Below are 17,700 nucleotides of genomic sequence, written 5' to 3' on the forward strand. Positions count from 1 at the left end.
GTAGCGCAAGCTTGGCGATCGCGGGGTGCTCCCGTTTCAAGACGAGCGCCCCGCTTTCTTATTGACGAGCAACGGGTTCACCGACCGCACCGCGCATCCTACCCAGTGGGCCATCAAACTGAATGCGGAGCACGCCTACGCCCTTGATACTGTATCCCTTCAGGGGGAAAGGAGTTCCGTAGGCAAGGACATGGGATAGCAATGTCTTACCTGTACCCTGATTGATTATTGACACAGTCACCGTTTTCGACCGGTCACTGCTGTTAGAGTCGGCCGCAATACCGAACGTTGCGTCCAGCTTGGTGTAGTGCCCTGACAGCTTAATGTCAAAGTAGGCGGTCTCGTCGTTCTCACAGAAAAGAACGCATTTAGCATAGAGCGCGGTGCTGAAACTTTTGTCGCCAATCACTTCATCTTCCGCATCCCAGTCGGTGCATATGGCGGCGTCTTCTTGCGCACATCCGTCAGCCGACACCTGCATACCCTCAGGGATATGATTGCCTGACAACTTCACCGTTTCCGGTATAACCTGGGCAGTGGCGCCACTATCAGACTGCCCGTCGCCATTGTTGGCACTGTCAGAAGAATCGGCGCCGTGCGAAGGGTTCTCGTTATCACTGGGACTATCGACAGAGGCAGGAGTTGAACTATCCTCCGTCGGATTTTCGGACGGCGTTTGCGAAGTACCACTCGACGAGCCATCACCTTCACACGTCGATTCTTTGCAGTACTTGGCGTCTCGCCCTGCGTCCTGATTGACAGTGATGTCCTTGCATCCACCCACAGCAAGTAGCGGCAGTGCGACCAATGCCGCGCTACAAAAAGCCCTCGACCAATATTTCAAGGTTGCTCTCCACGCGAACTGAAGGGTTTGACAGCTTCGATGCAGACAAGAGCCTTGACCGCAGCAGGTTGGCGTCAACCGCCAACCTCAGCTAATGAAGCCTTAATTGCACTTCGACTTGACGCAGTAATTACTGTCCCTGCCGCTTTTCTGGTTCACGCTCGTGCCGCCGCTGCTCGACCTCATGCATCCCGTTACGATCGCTCCCGCGATCAGAGCTACCGCAGCGATCAAGGCAACGTAGACCTGGACCTTGTGTTCAGTCGCCCAGCTACTCATGCACCCTCCCCATTGGTCTGCCGTGATGATGACACAGAAGACGAGGGGGGCAACGTTCCACAAGAAACCATAGCGTCGCTGTTGCACGCTCGTGACGATCCGGGCCACTTGAAGATCAGATTCCGGTTTGGTTAGGCAACGCTTACTTAAGATGCTGAGCTTTTACAGCGTCAATCCGCGAGCCCGAGCCGGCCTGCTTTGATTCGACACTCTTAACATCCTGAATCAACCTGCGCAGCTTGGCGATCACGGCGGGGTGCTCCACTTTAAGGGGCGCCCCGCTTTTTGCTGTTGATTTTCGTAATCGCTCTAGGTCTTCCGTCGTCATAACTACTCCCCATTATACGGCAATTGCGAGGAGTAGCGAAGACTTTAGGCTATCGCAGCATTTGAGTGTCAAAGAACTTGAGTACCGACGTCACCACCATGAGCCCGATGATCGCATTGATCCGGCTGTACTGTGCCCGGGATACAGCGTGGACGCTCGGATGTCTACCAAAGGTACGCGGAACGGAATCTCCCTTGTCTACCCAGAACGTGGCGTGCGCGCACCATACAGGGGCAAAAGTAAACGCCGCTCTGAACTCGTGTTCATCGAGATCAAACTTCTCCCCGTTCTGCTTAAAACTGTTCTTTGTGCGCTGCGTTCGAGTGCTCTTGTCAAGATGACCCAAGACAGTGTCGAGCAGATTGGCCGCAAGCGACTGGGCGGGGTTGGTGTGCCCGTCACGAAGCGCGGCAACACAATCCAAAGCAAAATCACGCTCGCTCAATAGCTTTGGGTGATCTATTTCATGAAGCACTACTTCACAGTCGGACGCGATCCTCTTCCACCGAGAGCCAATAATGCGGCGCCGATCGGAAGCACTGCCAGCCGTTAGAAGCGCTTCAACTGTCACAGCGCCAGGCACCCACATCAAAGGGATACCCTCGTCGATCAGGATCGAATCTAGGCCCTTAAACGACGATCCATCTACGCCATCCCAATTCTCGGGAAATTTCCGCTTGTCAAAATATCCTAGCGACTCAAAGATTTCCTGCAAGTAGGGAGCAGCGGACTCGGTAAAAGTCCGTACAACCGTGCTGATTTCAGCAAGCCGCCGTAGAACCTCCTGTGCTGCCTCCCGTGCCGCTGGCGAGAAGTCAGGCACGATAGAAGACATCATTTCGGCAACGCGGCTAATCACCGGCGCCAGGGCTTCAGCCGCGAGTCGGTTCTCTCGCTCGGTAAGCTCGATGGACGAATCATCGAAGCGAGCGACCCTACGCCACTCTTCCTTACTCAAGTGGTCACTGTTGGACTCGTCAATCTGGTCTGTCATGACCAGATGTTCCCACGGCGCAGGATGATTGCCGAGAGATTTTTGCCACCGGCTCCTGCACACGTAGGGAGACACCTCGTTCTCCGGAACTGCCTTGGTGATCGGTCGGTTCGCCTCGCGTTGGCCGGCCACCCTCCGCGGCGCCTGCTTGATCCCCTGGATCTACCGAACCCAACACCTTCGGTCTGTCACCAAATCAATCAGAGATCCTCAGTTTTCTTATTTCCTACACCGCCAGTCATCACCGATCCGCCTCGTCAAGTGCTTCATCAAACCATTTTGGCTTAATGAGAGTACGGACAAGGAACAAGCCTTGACCGAGCACCGAAACACCGAGTGGAGCAGAAAGATGGCAATCGTCAGTCAGAAGGTCTCAGACCTCAGCGGCAAGCAGGGGACCGACAAGCAGTTCGCCGCAGTCGTCGTCCGGCAGCACCCGGATATCGACCAGCCGAAGGCGCTGGACGTGCTCGTCACCGAACTGGGCGCGTTCAAGGACATCAGCGAGGACCTCGTGATCATCGAAATCACGACGCCCGACGGCAAGAAGCGCGACGCGTACGTGCCCCTGGAGGAGTTCAACAAGGCTGCGACCGACATGCCCCAGATTCTGAAGGACGCACGCGGCACTCGTGGCCGCGTCCCCGGAACCAAGGTCGGCAACGGAAACGGCAGCTGATCCCTTCAACTCCGTATCTGCCAACGCTCCCGGCAGTACGGAAATCCCCCGTCCTGGTGATCCGAAAGGGTCATCGGGACGGGGCTCATCAACTTGGTCGTGAGGTTCAACTCTGGAGTGAAACGACCGTCACTCCAGACACAGTCCCACGGTCGAGAACCTAGGTGGTCCCGTGATCACTGGCATCTTGTTCCCCTGCGACGAAGAGCAACCCATCAAGCGGGTTGAAGTCGACGCGGAGAACGTAGAAACCATCCGAGGCATCGTCGGCGGCTCATACGAGGCATTCAACCTCGACAGCCCGCCGGCTTCGTTCCTTGCGAACGACGAGGCGATGCTTTGGTCGTTGCCGTTCAACCTACGCGCCACGGTCATGCTGTGGCAGCACGCCAAAGGGCTCCGCGGCCAGGCGTATATCAGTGGGGATGCAATCCTCACGGGTGCACCGGATGGACGCGGATTCACCAAGTCGGTGCCCAGCGAGCTGATTGAACTGCTCCTCGACACCGAGACGTATGGCGTTGAGTTCCTGCACCGACCTGACGGCCCATGGTCGCGTAAAGCGATTACATTCACCGACTGGTTCGAGGCGTACAACTACGCCATCATCCACGAGGAAACGTACGCCACCGTCAGGAGTGCCAGGGTCATCGGCGTATAGCCGTTTCAGTAGCCCGTGGGATGCCCCCTCCGAGGAGGGGGTTTCTTCATGGAGCGTTGTAAATTCTACTCTTTGCAAAACAAACAGAACATGTCATAACTAGTGCAGACCGGAAAAGCTCCGGACTTGCTCGCGAAAGTGAGCGTCACGCACTCATTCGGAGTTGATTGCTTTGAGCAGTGACGACCCCCGCCCGCGTCAGCCCAAGAAGAACGCCGCACGCTGGGAGTGGACGAACTACGCCCAGCAGTTGGAATCTTGGGAGGAGCGAGAGAGCCTTCGTAAGGCTCTCGGCGGCTTCGGGAACGGTGAGGCTGGCGGCAGCGACCAGTCAACCAATCCCGTTCACGGTGCAAACGCCGAAGGCGACCCTGTTACCGCGTCCTTCGGGGTGAACGGCGACACCTACCTGGCAGATGGCCACGTCGAGAGTGGGGACGAGTTCTGGGGCTCACGTGGCTCCAAGGGACACGACCACTACGGCACCGGCGACGGCAGGAACAACAACGGCACCCAGCGCGGGAAGTACACGGGCTCAGGCTCGTAACCTTTCGCTGAGTGCCGCTCAACGGTCTTCCGCTGCTCTCCCAAGAGCAGCGGAAGACCGCGAAAGACCTTTGTAATTATGAAAAAGAACTTCACTCAACCATTCAATCGATCTACGTACTTCACGGCTCGCCTGCTAGTGGAGACCGAGCCTGACAAGTTCATTCAATTTTTAGATCAAGATGAGTTAGGCACCATGTATGCGAGTACCTTAAGTCTCAAGATTGATGAAACAGGTGATATCGCAATACAGCTAGCAAAATTTCTCTACGAGAACAGCCTCGTACTGAACGGATTCCGACAGATTGCCTGCGAGACATCTGTTAGTTTCAGCTTCGCAGATGACACTCCAGGTGTCGAAGCAGATGAAGTGTGCTTTCATGTACGCGCCGATCAGACTGGTGAACCTCTTAATGAGGAAGAATATGGCGAAGCAGTCTACGTCTCTCTTGACCAGATGCTTACTAACTTCAGGGAAAGCCCCTCGGGCATCTCCTCTGTCGGCAAAATAGGCATAATCCAACTCATGAACGAGCGCAGATAACTACTTTCTGCACCAGTCTTATCTTTCTTGCCCGTCCTCCTCGTGGATCTCGGTAGAATGACAGATCCACCTTCCTACGCGGTGGATCTTTTGATTTCAGCCAACACCGTGCCGCCACCTCCTCCTCCCTCAGCTAGCCCCAATACCGACCAGGCATAGTAAGAGGTAAGAGCAACCATCCCGACCGACAGCAGACCGCTAGAGCCCGACGAGATTGCTCCCTAACGGAAAGTTGAGTAATCACGTCAGCATAGGTTCCCTGAACCCTAGTGTTCAGCCTTCTTCTTGACGCCCTCAACTTCCGAGAACCGTGTAACTGGAAGGAGGGACGCCATGGCACAAAACCCCACTATCAAGCGCAGAGGACCGCCGGACCACTCGGGTCTGACCTGGTTCGAGGTGCACTTCCCCCACGAGCTGAGCGTCGCTCAGGTGGTCAGAGCGCTTCAGCCGCTCGCCTACCGACCGCTTCTCGGCTGGTTTAAGCGCACGCCGGCCATCGTGCTTGAGACGCGCGGATCATCGGGTGGTGAGGTGCGCTGGCTGGTCGGCGTCGACCAACAGATCAGCGGCGAGCTGCCGAGCCAGCTACGGGCGCAGCTCCCTGAACTGGTGCTGATCCCCCTGGATCATCCTGGCCGTCCAACGATGCGCTTCGCCTCAGACGTTGGCCTCTCCAACCCCCTGCAACCGCTTCGTACGGACATGGCAGCCAGCGTTACCGCTGGACTCCTCGAAATCATGAACGCCCTCAGAGAGGGCGAATCTGCTGTCGTCCAGTGGGTCATCGGGCCAACGCAGTCACGTAGGAGCAGGCCGGAGCCGTTCAACGTGGTCCGCGCCCTGGGCCTGGTCGCCGTCGCCAAGGAGACGGGCGACGACCGAAGACTATGGAAGCAGAAGGCGGCCGAGCCGCTGTTCGCCGTGCGCGGTCGGATCGGTGCCCGTACTCCTGATCCTCGCCAGTCGTACGCCATCGTGCGGATGCTTGGCGAGGCGATCCAACTGACCGGTGCCGAACACGCGGAACTACGCGTGCAGCGACCTACGGTTCGTGATGCTCACCAGCTCGACCAAGTAGCCCTGTCTGGTTGGTCGGCCGTCCTCAACGTCGCCGAACTCGCAGCCGTCATCGGGTGGCCGGTAGATGGAGCCGCTTCAACGCGCACGGCGCACGGTCGCCAATACCCGGCACCACCGCAGATCACCGTGCCGGTAGAACAGCGCCACCAACCGCAGGTTCGCGTCCTCGGGGCCGGCCTGCATCCAAGTCAGCGCGATCTACTCGTCACGCTGCCGACGGAGAGTGCGCTCCACCACCTACATGTCGTCGGGCCGACTGGAAGCGGCAAGTCCACCTTGCTTGCACAGCTCCTTCGAGCTGACGTACACGCGCGGCGAAGTGTCTTCGTCCTAGAGCCACGCGGCGACCTCGTAGAAGAGGTTCTGGCCGGCGTGCCCGCGGAGCGTCGTGAGGACGTCGTCGTCATCGAGCCGGGAGCATCCGGCGAAGTCGTCGGGTTCAACCCGCTTGCTGGGAGTACCGAGGACGCGGAGCAACGCGCCGACCATCTCTTGCACTTGTTCCGTGAGCTGTATGGGACAAGCCTCGGGCCACGTAGCGCCGACGTTCTCATGCACGCCCTGGTGGCGCTTGCCCGCAGCGACCAAAGCACGCTTGCTGATCTGCCGGTCATCCTGACCAACGCTGCGTTCCGCCGTCGCGTGCTCGCTCAGGTCAACGACCCGCTCGTCCTGGCCCCGTTCTTCTCTTGGTACGACGGACTGTCGGGGGCCGAGCGGCAACAGGTCATCGCACCCGTGCTGAACAAGACGCGCGCCTTCCTCAGCCGCACCGCCATCCGAAGACTCCTCGGCCAAGCCACGCCGCGGTTCGGGTTGGACGAGCTGTTCTACCGTCCGCGCATCGTCCTGGTGAACCTGAACACCGGCGTCATCGGAAGCGAGACGTCCCAGATGATCGGGGCGCTGCTGGTGACGCAGCTCTGGCAAGCGATGCAGCGTCGCGCCTTGATGCCCTCGACCCACCGGCAGCCGGCCATGGTGGTCATTGACGAGGTTCAGAACTACCTGCGGCTCCCCGTAGACCTCGGCGACATGTTCGCCCAGGCGCGCGGCCTTGGCGTCGGGCTCACCGTGGCGCATCAGCACATGGCACAGCTCTCACCCAAGATGCGAGCCGGACTCATCGCCAACGCCCGCAACCGTGTTGTCTTCCGTCCCAGCAGTGAGGACGGTTCCGTACTGGCGAGCGTTCTTGGCGGAGGTCTGGTCGCGGATGACCTCGCCCTTCTCGGAGCCCATGAGGCGTATGCCGAAGTCCTGGTGAACCGACGGCCAAGCGAACCGTTCCTTATCCGTACGCGTCAGCCGGACGCGCAGCCGCTCAGTGATCCCGCCGACTTACGACGCCAGAGTGCGGCGCGGTACGGGGTCGACGGCGCGCAGCTCGACGCCACTCTTCGTCAGCGCTGGCAGGGCAACGACCAATCGCCAGACGGACTCATCGGGCAACAGCCACGGAGGACAGCATGACCTGCCCTTCGCTCCGTGCTTCGCATCGTGTCGTACGCGGTGGTCGGTACTCCTCTGTTGCTGGAGAGGAGGCACCAAAGAAACTCTCACCACCAGGAGCGTTCCTATGGTGAGACCACTCTCGATCTCACCGGCCCGAGTGGAGCGGTTGCGCACTCGTCTCAGTCCTCGTGACGTTGCCGTGCTGGCATCTCTGAACCGGGTGCGGCTCCTCAGCCTGACCCAGATTCGCCGCCTGGCGGTGACGGACGGATCGCCCCGCGCTCGCACTCGTCGTGCGCAGCTCATGATGACCCGGCTCACGAAGCTCGGCGTCGTGGTGCGGTTCTCCCGGATCATTGGGGGTATGCGGGCGGGATCGTCCGGCTACATCTACGGCCTGAGTGGTCTTGGCCAAGCTGTCCTCAACACGGATGGCCCGCTTGGTGGTCGACGTCGCCGGGTGTGGGAGTCGAAACCGTACTTCCAAGACCACATGCTCGCCGTCGCTGAACTCTACGTTCAACTGGTCGAGCGCCACCGCGCAGGTACGACGGAACTACTGGCCTACGACGCGGAGCCTGCCAACTGGCGTCACTTCACCGGAGCCGGTGGCGAGCTGGTGCAGATCAAGCCGGACGCGTACGTACGGATAGGTCGAGCGGCCACCGAGTACAGCACGTTCATCGAGGTTGACCTGTCCACCGAGACGCTGCCCACCATCCAGAAGAAGTCGCAGCGGTATATCGACTACTGGCGCAGTGGCATGGAGCAACAGTGGCGCGGCGTCTTCCCGAAGGTCGTGTGGCTCGTAGAAACCGAGCGCCGACGCGAGCGGATCGCGGGTGTCATTGGGAAACTCGCCCTCGACGGCCAAGTCCTGTTTGATGTCGGGCTCCTCGACGACGGCCCGCAGCTTCTCAGCGGTAGCGACCAAGGAGCCGCCGCATGATGTCGAAACCACACTGCCGAAGCCCACCGTAACCGTTAACAAACCGAACGATATGAGTTTAACTGGAAGGAGAACTATTTATGAATGAGAAGGTGATTTTAAACGCAACGCGTGATGTCGAAGATGGCACTCAGCTCTTAACCGTGCCGGAAGTCATGAAACGCCTGCGTATTAGTAAGTGGAAGGTGTACGAACTAATCCGGACGAAGAAACTGGGATCGGTGCTGATTGGAAAAAGCCGACGCATACCGGTTGACGCTATTCGAGAGTACGTCATGGCGCTTTGGAAGGAGTCATTCGCCTGATGGCCCGGCGTAGAGCAAACGGAGAGGGCACGATTTACCAGCGTAAGGACGGACGCTGGGAAGCGGCTATCTACGTCACGACGACGAGCGGCATCAGAAAGCGGGAGCGCGTTACGCGCGCTTCCCGTGATGAGGTCAGCGTAGAACTAACGAAGATCAAGGCGAAGAGGGATCAAGGTATACCAGCAGCAGACAAGTCTTGGAAACTTGGCTCGTACCTTGATTACTGGCTCGAAGCGGTCGTCAAGAAGGAAGACAAGCCGAAGACGTATGAGCAGTACGAGTGCATTGCGCGACTGTATCTCAAGCCCAACCTTGGCGATAAGAGCCTTACCAGCATTGGTGTTCAAAACGTTCGCGCGCTTCTTAGCCAACTACTTGAGCAAGGCCACTCTCCCCGAAGAGTTCAGACGGTCAAGACGACACTCAGCGCCGCTCTGACATGCGCAATGCGAGAGGAACTACTGAGCCGCAACGTTGCGCGGTTGGTCGAGGCCCCGAAGTACAAACCTGAAAAAGTAGTCCCATGGACGGTAGACGAAGCGCAACGGTTTTGGGAGGTGGCAAAAGATCACAGACTGGCAGCAGCTTGGTGTCTTGCCCTGTTTTATGGGCCGCGTCGAGGAGAGATTCTTGGACTTCGTTGGCAAGACGTCAATCTCTTAGGCGGAGAGTTCCAGCTTATTCAGCAACTCCAAACGGTCGGCGGAAAGTTGATCGTAGTCTCGCTCAAGACCGACGCGAGTGAACGGCCTCTTCCCATTTTGGGAGTCCTCAGAGATATGCTTGCAAAAATGTCTGACGAGAGGAGCCACCGACCACCGTCCGAGCATGATTTCGTCTTCACGACGGTTAAGGGCACACCTATTGACCCGCGCAACTTCGCAGATCGCATGTTCAAGCGGCTTTGCAAGTTGGCCGGTGTGCGCGTGATTAAATTCCACCACACCCGGCACACCGCAGCGTCCATGCTTCAACTCTTGGGCGTATCTCCAAAGGTCGCTCAGGCAATACTTGGACACAGCAGTGTGACAACCACGCAGCAGTACTACACCCACGTATACACAGAGCAGGTGACAAGCGCATTGGAGCTCGTAGAGAAGAAGCTCCAAGAAACCAAAACTGCCCCAGCTGATAAGCCGAGGCAGTTAGTGGACATGTTCGACGGCAGCGGTAGCCGTCAGATTAGCCGTCAAAGTCAAACTTTGAGCAGCTTTACGAATAAATTCACCGTGGTGAAGCCACTGAGACTTGAACTCAGGACACCCTGCTTAAAAGGTCTATCCACTGACGGTGTATCACACCGTATAACTGAGGTGGATCAGGTCTTGCAGGACAGCCGTAGACGTTGGTCAATCGGGGTCGTTGCCGTCAGCGCTGCCGTCAAAAACATCGGGTGCGAGGAGGTGGAACTTGCCGCATAGAACCGCCCGACCCACCGCACGCCGGCCACGACCCGTAGGTCGACGCATCCCATCGGGCAGCCTGCTGTGCTCCGGCTGTCGACGACTTACCGCCGCCAGCTACGCGCGCCTGGTGCCCTCCTTCTAAGCCTCAGCCGGCACCGGGCCTGAGTCGACGGCTTCCAGCTCCCGTGTGGCGACGCCTAGAAACCTCCGGTCATCTGGCCGCCGCGGACGCCTCGTAGAACCGACCGTTCAAGGACGATGCCGGCGGCGACCCTTGATCCCCCGCCAACCACAGCACCCCGCTACCAGGACTAGGTAGCGGGGTGCTTCTGCGCGCTGGATGACGCGGGGTCGCCGAGGATCAGCGAGCGCCTCCCGCGTGCCGTGGGTGCACGGTCACCGTCTGGGCGCTGAAGTTCTGGAAGTGCAGTCGCATCCGTACCGCGCCGTCACGCATGACCCGACGGTCTTCTAAGTCGGTCACGCTGCCGTAAGCGGTCGCCAGTGACAGAGGGCAGGGAGCAGTGGATCCGCCGAGCTGGAGGCGCCCTTTGATGGCTCAAGTGGTCTACGCCAATTGAATCGAAGGAAGCGGCTGACGACATGTCACGACAGGAGATAGAGTCAGTCAAATTTGATGGGCCAGTAAACGTCACCATCCCACAGCGATACTAGGCCAAGGAGTATCGAACATTCATGGCAGCAGAGCTGATTCGCTACAACCAAGGCCGAGTCTCAATGCACCCTGCGGTTGGACACATTGCCGCTGCGCTAAGTCCATTGTCGGCTGCCGCCACAATCGTCTCTCAAATCGGTGCCTGTGTTGTTGAGATCAGTCGTTTCAGACTGGATGCGCAATATATTGCCGGGCAACGAGCTGTCTCTTTGGAGATCGTCAAGGCAAGGCAGAACGCTATCGTTCTACTCTTCGAGGCTGAGAAGCGCGCATCGGCGCAGACGAATGTTGACCGCCGGGGCCTTATGGCGGGCTACCATCAAATGATTGCGAATTCTTGCAACATGCGGGTTTCTCAAGAAGAACGCATGTTGGCGCTGGGGATTGTGCCTGTCCTGTCGGAACACATTGTGCAGGACCGAGCTAAATCAGGTGATGATCTGGTTCGCCTAAGCGACTCGTTGCGGCTTGGCCAAACGGAGATTGCAGTTGCCGCTTGGCGCGCACTGGAACGGTGATGTATCCATACTTCTAGACAAAAGGTAGGCGCCGATGGAAGCTGCTGCGCAGTGGGTAGCTATTGTCGTTATCGTGCTAGTCGCCATTGGTTACGCGATACAGGGTCTGGCGTGGCTCTTCGACAATGAGCGCGTATACCTCATTCTTGGCGTCGGAGCTCTGTGCGTGCTTGCCGTCGCGTACTACCGGCTCAGTCGTCCAGTCAAAGCACCTGTCGATACCAAAGTGATTGTGGCGCAGGCGCGTCAAGCCGAACGACTACTCGTCGAATCACGACGTGCGCTCGAACGTGAGGCGGAATCTCTAAAAAACCTGCGCCTCGAAGTGCGAGACGAAGTTAATTTTGAAGTCTACCGTCAAGCGCATCGAGAAAGTCGAATTATTGCTGACCGATGGCATAAGCACAAGCGCAGTGCAATTGAAACCCGCAGCGGGATATCTGTCGGCTTGAGTAAAATGCGAGAGAAGAAGCGGAATTTGGATCGGAGGTCCAGCAGTTCATCGCAAATGCAGCGTAGGAGAGTGCTTCAAGAAGTACAAGCAACGCAGTCGGTCATCGACAACCTACAGGGTGCGATGTCGTCTCTTAATAGCGAAGTAGACAGGGGAGCAAAGAGCCTTACCAGTTATAACCAGCAGACAGGAAGGCTGCGGGATCACATTAGGGATAACTGTGGCCCGAAAGGTAAACGCTGGTTTGCGCAACTCGAAGAAAGGAAGAACAGAATCATTGACAATTAGCGCACAATATTGTAAATTAAATATATTGACTCACGAAAGCGGCTGAACGGACTCATCTAAGTCTGTTCACCCACCTTGGTGGGCCAATGGTCGGGTAGTCCGGCCTTGGGTAGTCACAGGAGTTCTGTGATGCCTGATAGTGAGTCGGCGCGTGAATCTCGGCAGAAGATTCTCGATGTCCTCATCGAATGCCGTGATGTTCTTAAAAGGCGAGGTGCAGACACTTCCGAAATGGACGTCACCATCGAAGAGACGAGAGAATTTGTTAGGACAGGCATCAGGCCTGCAAGCTTCATCGCGAGACAGCAGGCTACTGTTGATGCCGTCAAGCATCGCTACGGCTGAAGCACGGGCTCGTGGTCAGCGGTTGAGCAATTCGCTCCCGCTGGTCCACGGGCCTCTTTCATTTTTCTACCCGTTGGTCACCAAATAGAGAACCATGCCTAAACAAATGCATGTTGCCAATATGAAGTCTTCGATGGTTCGTGACGCGGATGTCGTCTGACTGTAGACGCGATGAACACGCACTCGACCGTCGCGACGGTACGTCTGCGTCTGCGGGCCAAATATGAGTGCTGGAAGTAGTGGTTTACGCGCTCGTCGTGCCATGGTCTGGTCCCTCGTTTATCTCTGTCCCTATTATCCTCCGTTGACCTCTGTGGATCAACACTCCTACCTCTGTTATCGCCGTACTATCGACAACAGGTTAGAGGCGCATCAACTCAGGTATCAACTCCCCGATCAAAAACACCCTCAGCATGTCTCGTTGCTCCTCTGGGAGCTGCCGGAAGATGCGGGCCAGTTCGTTCTTACGTACCTGGTGCCGCACCACAAACACCACGTACGGGAAGTAATCGGCGGTGCTCACCTCGACGGCCCGCCAGTACCCGGCGACCTTCTCTCGGATGCGCGCTGGCTGTTCGGTGCTTAGGTCGATCTCAAGGAAGAACGCGCTACTTCGCCCCTGCTGCGGGAAGTTCAGCGACACGTACAGATCTGCTCGAACACTCGGCGGCACGCGTCGCTCAACCTCCCAGGCCGTGACCGAGAGAACGCCCGCCTTCTCTGCTCGTCGCAGTTCCAAGTAGGTGTCGGCCATCATGAGAGCGTGGTTGTTGACGTTGGGAGATAGCCGACCCTCGACGTCCAGGAGGAGACGGCCAGCGCGGCCGAGCTGGTACACGAACGCCCCCGCCCCGCCTTTGGCTCGGGTCGCCCTCCGACCAACCCGAGAGAGGTAGCTGAGCCGCACCAACCGCCCAAGCACCCTGTCCGGGATGCTGTGCGATACGTCGGCAAACAGCAGCTCGGTTATGTGAGTTGAGGCCACCTGAGAAAAGGTCTGGGTGAGCCTGAGTACGTCATAGTCGCGGGTGGTCAGCTCCACCGTCCGTCCTCCGTCCGGATAGGTCACAGCGTCTTCGCTGGTCAGGATGGCTACGGGTGCAGGGGTAGACCTACGGCCGGCCTACCCCTGACCTACGGAGTTCACCTACGCCGGGTACTTCATGAGGAGCGGAACGCCTGCACGTCGTCAGCGTATGAGCTGACCGTTTTCCGGAGCGGAAGTCACCCGTCAGACAGTGCAACCTTCGAGAGTCTTCCAGCTAGTGGAAGGGAGTGTTGTCCTGTTCTGCACGAACGAACCCGACTGGTGATCGGTGTTGTAATTGGTCTTCCAGTAGCCATTGTGGCGATATCCGCGCTCCGAGATCGTCCACACTACTTTCTTGGCGTCATAGAGCGAAATTTCCAATGCCGCATCGTTGCTGCTACTGATGAACCCAGTCCCGCCGCCAGGAAGCGGTGGGAGCTTAGGCTCAGCAGCTTTGAGGTTAGCGTCCGTGAGTTCCCACCGCGTGCACGCTTCAAGTGTCTTGAGGGTGACGTAGCGATATTGGTTCTGCGCGTATGCGAGGCGCACGACCACGTCTCGGATAGGTGCGGAACTTGGGTTGGTTACGAAAATTCCTTTTTCGCTGTTCTCGATCGAATAGGTGATCTGCTTGATCTGAGCTTCAGAGGTGTCTTTGGCGCGTAGTTCGTCTGTGGCATCCTTCGCTTGCCATGCCACACCCAGACCGCCGATCGAGACGATCACAGCGACTCCTCCGACGATGACGCCTGCCCATACTGGTCGCGTGTCAGTACTCACGGTTCCCCCCAGAACTATGGTCCCGCCCGGTCGGCGGGGTGATGTTTGCCCTCATGTTCGCCAAAGCCCCACATGATCACTCCTAGCGCTTTGATCCGTTGCTGTCTGGTGACACAACTGCCTGACAGGACGTCATCTGTCGAATGGCCGTTCGGCTGTAAATCGTGGCTGGGGAGGTAACTCCCGGGGTTCGCCTACGTCTCCAGCCCTTCCATCCGTTCGCGCCAGGCTTCGGCGGTACGCGTCGAAGCGTCGAGCTGGTGTTTCATGGCGGCGGCCCACACGTTGGTTTCGTGCTCGACCATTCCTTCAAGGAGCGGGTCATCTCCGTGACGTCGACCAAGCCGCTCCGCAACCGCCTCGATGTCGCTGAGAACATCCCCGAGGTATTCAATGCTCCGGCTGACGTAGGCCAGTTCCGACAGCAGGTTCTGTACGCTACGCATCGCTTGAACTCCTTGGCCCACCGAAGCGCGGTCGTCGGGTAGATGCTGCCGGGGCCGGCTGACCGCCTCGCCGCCGCTTAATCTCTTCGTTCACCGCTGCCGCCAAGCGGCCGTAGGCCGCCCGCGACCGGCGCCGCACTTCATCGGCAAAGCCCGTCGGATCAACAGGCGGGAGCGTCACACCAGTTACCGGCGAACTCACCCCGTCGCTTGTGGCGAGCCGCATCAAGACCTCGAACCGCCGTTGGTTCATGAAGTCTTCTTCGGTGACGCTGCGGCCGAACTGGCGAGCAAACGAACGGGCTTCGTCGGCAGAGGTCTGGAAGACCACCGTTGACCGCGCGTTGTTCTGGGTGGCGTCCTGGAGTTCACGAGTGAGCTGTCCCAGATGCTGATGCGCCACCGTCATCGCGAGGCCAAGCGAACGCGCCTGGGCGAACATGTCGGCGGGCGCGATCGGCAGGTTAATGAAGTCCTGGAACTCATCGAGGTACAGCATCGTAGGACGGGCCGGATTAGCCGCTCCTGCCTGCACCACGCTCCAGACGGCATTGAGGAGGAGTGAACCCAGCAGTCCGGCCGTGTCCTTCCCCTCCGTCGCCCGACCGAGGTTCACGAGAAGAATCTTGTTCCCCCGGATCACGTCGCGTAGGTCGATCGTGCTCTGACTCTGCCCGATGATGTTCCGGATCGACGGCCGGTTGTTGAGTTGCCAGATCCGATCTATGAGCGGCTGGAAGTGCGAGGCACGCATCCGGTCATCGATCCCGGCCCACCACGTCGCCAGGTCCTCGATATGGGCAACCCCGCGAATCAGGTTCTTCGAGAACTCCACCTGATCCGCCCTGGGCACGGCCAGCGGCCCGATATCCGCGAACGTCATGGGGGAGGAAGTCCCGGCGCTCATCATGAGGGTGAGGATCAAGTGGTAGAAGCCTTGGCGTACCCGCACCCCACGGGCGTCCTGCGGGTAGAGATGATCGAACAGCCTCTGGATGTCTGCCGCCACCACGAAGGGGCTGCCCTGCAAGATGTTGAAGCCCACCGGATAGTCCGTGTCGCTCACGTCGAGCAGGACGACATCTTGAAGCCGGCCTTCAGGGACGCGGTCGAGGACCGCTTGGAACAGATCGCCCTTGCTCTCGATCAGGATGACTCCGCGGCCCGCATTCATGTCCTGCGAGATGAGGTTGGTAAGAAGTGCCGTCTTCCCGGAGCCAGTTGGGCCGACAACCTGCATGTGCCACGTCGACTCTTCAGGGGACAGCGCGAGCAACCGTTCAGCACCCGGGAAGTTCGAGCGAGCGATTATCCGGCCGGTGCGTGGGATCGCGCCGGTAGCGGCAAGCTGACGCGTCCGCCCCTGGGGGAGTCCAGCGACATGCGGACTGCCGACGGGCCACGCGATCAGACCCGCCAGTTCCGACGCGGCGAGGACGGCCGGAAACATCGTCGGCACGGCGGCCTCGTGGATGCGCCCGATTACCCGGCCACTGGTGGTGAGCCGCTTCTTGAATCGGTTGTAGGTACCGCTCGTACTGGCGATGCTGGCCCGCATTCGTCCAAGCAATACCCCGGCGCGTTCCTCGCTACCTGCTTTCGCTGCCACCCGGAGCACACCGAGGAAGTTGGGTTCACTCAGCTTGGTGCGGCGGTCGGTGATCTGGTCGCGGTCGTTCCGACTACCGAGGAGTCGTCCCGTAGCACCCGGGACTATCCGCTCCTCGTGCTGCTGTGGTGGTCGCTCACGAAGTGCCGGTGACACCACCCACTGAATGAGGAGCGCTTCACTGTGACTGAGCCCCTGCATGTTCGTGAGGATGCTCGCGGATAGAGCGGTGGCATCCACGTCCCCAAGACTCATCCGTGAGTTCGTCTGTCCCAACTCGACCGCGGCCGTCCACTGGTGGCGCGGTTCATCCGTCCCCGCCGGCGTGGCGGTAGAACCGGGGACAAGGGAGCGCAGCTGGCTGACGACGAAGTCGCCGGTTTCCTCCGGCACCACCAGGCGGTGGATGATCCCCTGCTCCGTTGCCTCGACCTCGAACACGATGGACGAGACACCAAGCAGTCGCCGCGGGCCGCTCATGAGCGTGCCGCTTACCGCCCGCAGCCACGTCGCCACTTGGTCGGCCTTCAAGTCGGAGGGGAACGTCAGTTGGTACGCGTGACGAGAGCGATCTACTGCGGACATGCAGGTCTCCAAGAACCAAGGTGGGTCGGGGCAAAAAGAAGACGAAGCCCGCGCGGGAAGGCGCGGGCTTCGCCAGGTGGCCTCCTACCACCGCGTCATGCGGTAGTAGATGAAGCCGAGCACCAGCACAATCGCGAGCAGACTCACCAGGTACGGGATGAAGGGTGCGACCACCCACCACAGCACCTTGACGGTGAACGCTGCGAGCAACAGCGTCAGCAGAAGACTGCGGGTTTTCCTCACTGCGGCCTCCTCGGGTAGGAGCCGCCGACCCACGGTCGGGGCCGGCGGGGATCGTAAAGACGGGCATCTAGGCGTAAAATGGACCCAGGAATGACGGAGGATCAAAAGCACATCTGGGAACGGGAGAAGCGGGCTGTTCGCCAGCTTCGAGACGGTCTCGGTAAGCCGGTCGATCCACCGATCGTCGAGACGGTGACGATCCTGCGACTCCTTGGCTTCACGACGCATAGCTCTTGTGGTGGCCACCTCGACCGACCCGCTAGTCCGTACGTCGCGTTTCGTTCGCCGAGCAACCAAGCTGACCGGCGACTCATCGAGGAAGCTGCGACGCAAGCTGAGAAGCGACGTCGCACGAACGAGGCGATCCAACACAACGCCATTGAGCTGGCTCGGCTGTTGCCTTTGATGGAGCACTTCTACGAGACACGCGACGTGTCGCAGTCGCGGCGACTCATCGTGCAGGGCTTCGGGGTGATTGCGTACCGACTCACCACTCAGTCCGCGGACCTGGTGCACGTGGTGTCCAAGGACGAGCGGCACGAGCTGGTAGACGTCCAGCGCCAAGAGTTCGACGCCTTCACGGAGTTCTTGAAGGCCGAGTTCTTCGGCACGAAGGACGACGCCCCACCCCGAGCGGCCTGAGCCGCCGC

At 59.0% G+C, this 17,700-nt stretch carries 20 protein-coding genes; 12 read left to right on the forward strand and 8 right to left on the reverse strand.

Translation table 11 applies throughout. The features are described 5' to 3' along the window. Positions 1-58 precede the first annotated feature (58 nt). The 3 genes from OG407_RS24000 to OG407_RS24010 all read right to left on the reverse strand — a co-directional run bounded on the left by OG407_RS24000 (position 59) and on the right by OG407_RS24010 (position 2,445). The gene (locus OG407_RS24000) at positions 59-844 is read right to left on the reverse strand and encodes a hypothetical protein (protein ID WP_405861028.1); all 786 of its coding nucleotides are present in this window, start codon (positions 842-844) and stop codon (positions 59-61) included. 421 nt (positions 845-1,265) lie between these two features. Next, complete coding sequence (locus OG407_RS24005; RefSeq protein WP_405861030.1) at positions 1,266-1,451, reverse strand: hypothetical protein; 186 nt, start codon at positions 1,449-1,451, stop codon at positions 1,266-1,268. A 49-nt stretch (positions 1,452-1,500) separates the two neighbouring features. After that, a complete protein-coding gene (locus OG407_RS24010; protein WP_405861032.1) occupies positions 1,501-2,445 on the reverse strand; it encodes a hypothetical protein in 945 nt (314 codons plus the stop codon). 313 nt (positions 2,446-2,758) lie between these two features. Between OG407_RS24010 and OG407_RS24015 the strand changes: the two genes are divergently transcribed. From OG407_RS24015 to OG407_RS24065, 11 genes are all read left to right on the forward strand, one after another. Next, entirely contained in the window at positions 2,759-3,124 is a 366-nt protein-coding gene (locus OG407_RS24015) for a hypothetical protein (protein WP_405861034.1), read from the forward strand. A 172-nt stretch (positions 3,125-3,296) separates the two neighbouring features. Then, complete coding sequence (locus OG407_RS24020; protein ID WP_405861036.1) at positions 3,297-3,785, forward strand: DUF3846 domain-containing protein; 489 nt, start codon at positions 3,297-3,299, stop codon at positions 3,783-3,785. 172 nt (positions 3,786-3,957) lie between these two features. Next, entirely contained in the window at positions 3,958-4,332 is a 375-nt protein-coding gene (locus OG407_RS24025; protein WP_405861038.1) for a hypothetical protein, read from the forward strand. Positions 4,333-4,410: 78 nt separating this feature from the next. Continuing rightward, positions 4,411-4,875, forward strand: a complete 465-nt coding sequence (locus tag OG407_RS24030; RefSeq protein ID WP_405861040.1) for a hypothetical protein — start codon at positions 4,411-4,413, stop codon at positions 4,873-4,875. 333 nt (positions 4,876-5,208) lie between these two features. Further along, a complete protein-coding gene (locus OG407_RS24035; RefSeq protein ID WP_405861042.1) occupies positions 5,209-7,431 on the forward strand; it encodes a type IV secretory system conjugative DNA transfer family protein in 2,223 nt (740 codons plus the stop codon). Positions 7,432-7,612: 181 nt separating this feature from the next. Next, positions 7,613-8,362, forward strand: coding sequence for a replication-relaxation family protein (locus OG407_RS24040; protein WP_405861044.1), 750 nt, complete (start codon positions 7,613-7,615; stop codon positions 8,360-8,362). 80 nt (positions 8,363-8,442) lie between these two features. Then, positions 8,443-8,667 (forward strand): helix-turn-helix domain-containing protein, encoded by a 225-nt coding sequence (locus OG407_RS24045; RefSeq protein WP_405861046.1) that lies wholly within the window; start codon positions 8,443-8,445, stop codon positions 8,665-8,667. Continuing rightward, the gene (locus OG407_RS24050) at positions 8,667-10,091 is read left to right on the forward strand and encodes a tyrosine-type recombinase/integrase (RefSeq protein WP_405861048.1); all 1,425 of its coding nucleotides are present in this window, start codon (positions 8,667-8,669) and stop codon (positions 10,089-10,091) included. Before OG407_RS24045 ends, OG407_RS24050 begins: the two co-directional genes overlap by 1 nt. Before the next feature lie 681 nt (positions 10,092-10,772). Further along, a complete protein-coding gene (locus OG407_RS24055) occupies positions 10,773-11,270 on the forward strand; it encodes a hypothetical protein (protein ID WP_405861050.1) in 498 nt (165 codons plus the stop codon). A gap of 34 nt (positions 11,271-11,304) precedes the next feature. Next, the gene (locus tag OG407_RS24060; RefSeq protein WP_405861052.1) at positions 11,305-12,012 is read left to right on the forward strand and encodes a hypothetical protein; all 708 of its coding nucleotides are present in this window, start codon (positions 11,305-11,307) and stop codon (positions 12,010-12,012) included. 129 nt (positions 12,013-12,141) lie between these two features. After that, entirely contained in the window at positions 12,142-12,357 is a 216-nt protein-coding gene (locus tag OG407_RS24065) for a hypothetical protein (RefSeq protein WP_405861054.1), read from the forward strand. Positions 12,358-12,718: 361 nt separating this feature from the next. Here OG407_RS24065 and OG407_RS24070 read toward each other — a convergent pair whose 3' ends face one another. The 5 genes from OG407_RS24070 to OG407_RS24090 form a co-directional block, all read right to left on the reverse strand. Then, the gene (locus tag OG407_RS24070) at positions 12,719-13,399 is read right to left on the reverse strand and encodes a replication-relaxation family protein (protein WP_405861056.1); all 681 of its coding nucleotides are present in this window, start codon (positions 13,397-13,399) and stop codon (positions 12,719-12,721) included. Positions 13,400-13,588: 189 nt separating this feature from the next. After that, the gene (locus OG407_RS24075) at positions 13,589-14,113 is read right to left on the reverse strand and encodes a hypothetical protein (RefSeq protein WP_405861058.1); all 525 of its coding nucleotides are present in this window, start codon (positions 14,111-14,113) and stop codon (positions 13,589-13,591) included. A gap of 248 nt (positions 14,114-14,361) precedes the next feature. Further along, positions 14,362-14,613, reverse strand: coding sequence for a hypothetical protein (locus OG407_RS24080; RefSeq protein ID WP_272177054.1), 252 nt, complete (start codon positions 14,611-14,613; stop codon positions 14,362-14,364). Next, positions 14,606-16,807 carry a type IV secretory system conjugative DNA transfer family protein gene (locus tag OG407_RS24085; protein WP_405861060.1) on the reverse strand — a complete coding sequence of 734 codons (2,202 nt, stop codon included), beginning with the start codon at positions 16,805-16,807 and terminating at the stop codon, positions 14,606-14,608. The genes OG407_RS24080 and OG407_RS24085 overlap by 8 nt, the downstream gene beginning before the upstream one ends. Positions 16,808-16,891: 84 nt before the next feature. Beyond that, on the reverse strand, positions 16,892-17,050 hold the full coding sequence (locus tag OG407_RS24090; protein ID WP_405861062.1) for a hypothetical protein: 159 nt from the start codon (positions 17,048-17,050) through the stop codon (positions 16,892-16,894). A gap of 90 nt (positions 17,051-17,140) precedes the next feature. Between OG407_RS24090 and OG407_RS24095 the strand changes: the two genes are divergently transcribed. Beyond that, on the forward strand, positions 17,141-17,692 hold the full coding sequence (locus OG407_RS24095) for a hypothetical protein (protein ID WP_405861064.1): 552 nt from the start codon (positions 17,141-17,143) through the stop codon (positions 17,690-17,692). The last annotated feature ends 8 nt before the right edge of the window (positions 17,693-17,700 follow it).

Origin of the sequence: Streptomyces sp. NBC_01515 (assembly GCF_045040345.1) — a bacterium.
In the GTDB taxonomy this organism is placed as follows: Bacteria; Actinomycetota; Actinomycetes; order Streptomycetales; family Streptomycetaceae; genus Streptomyces.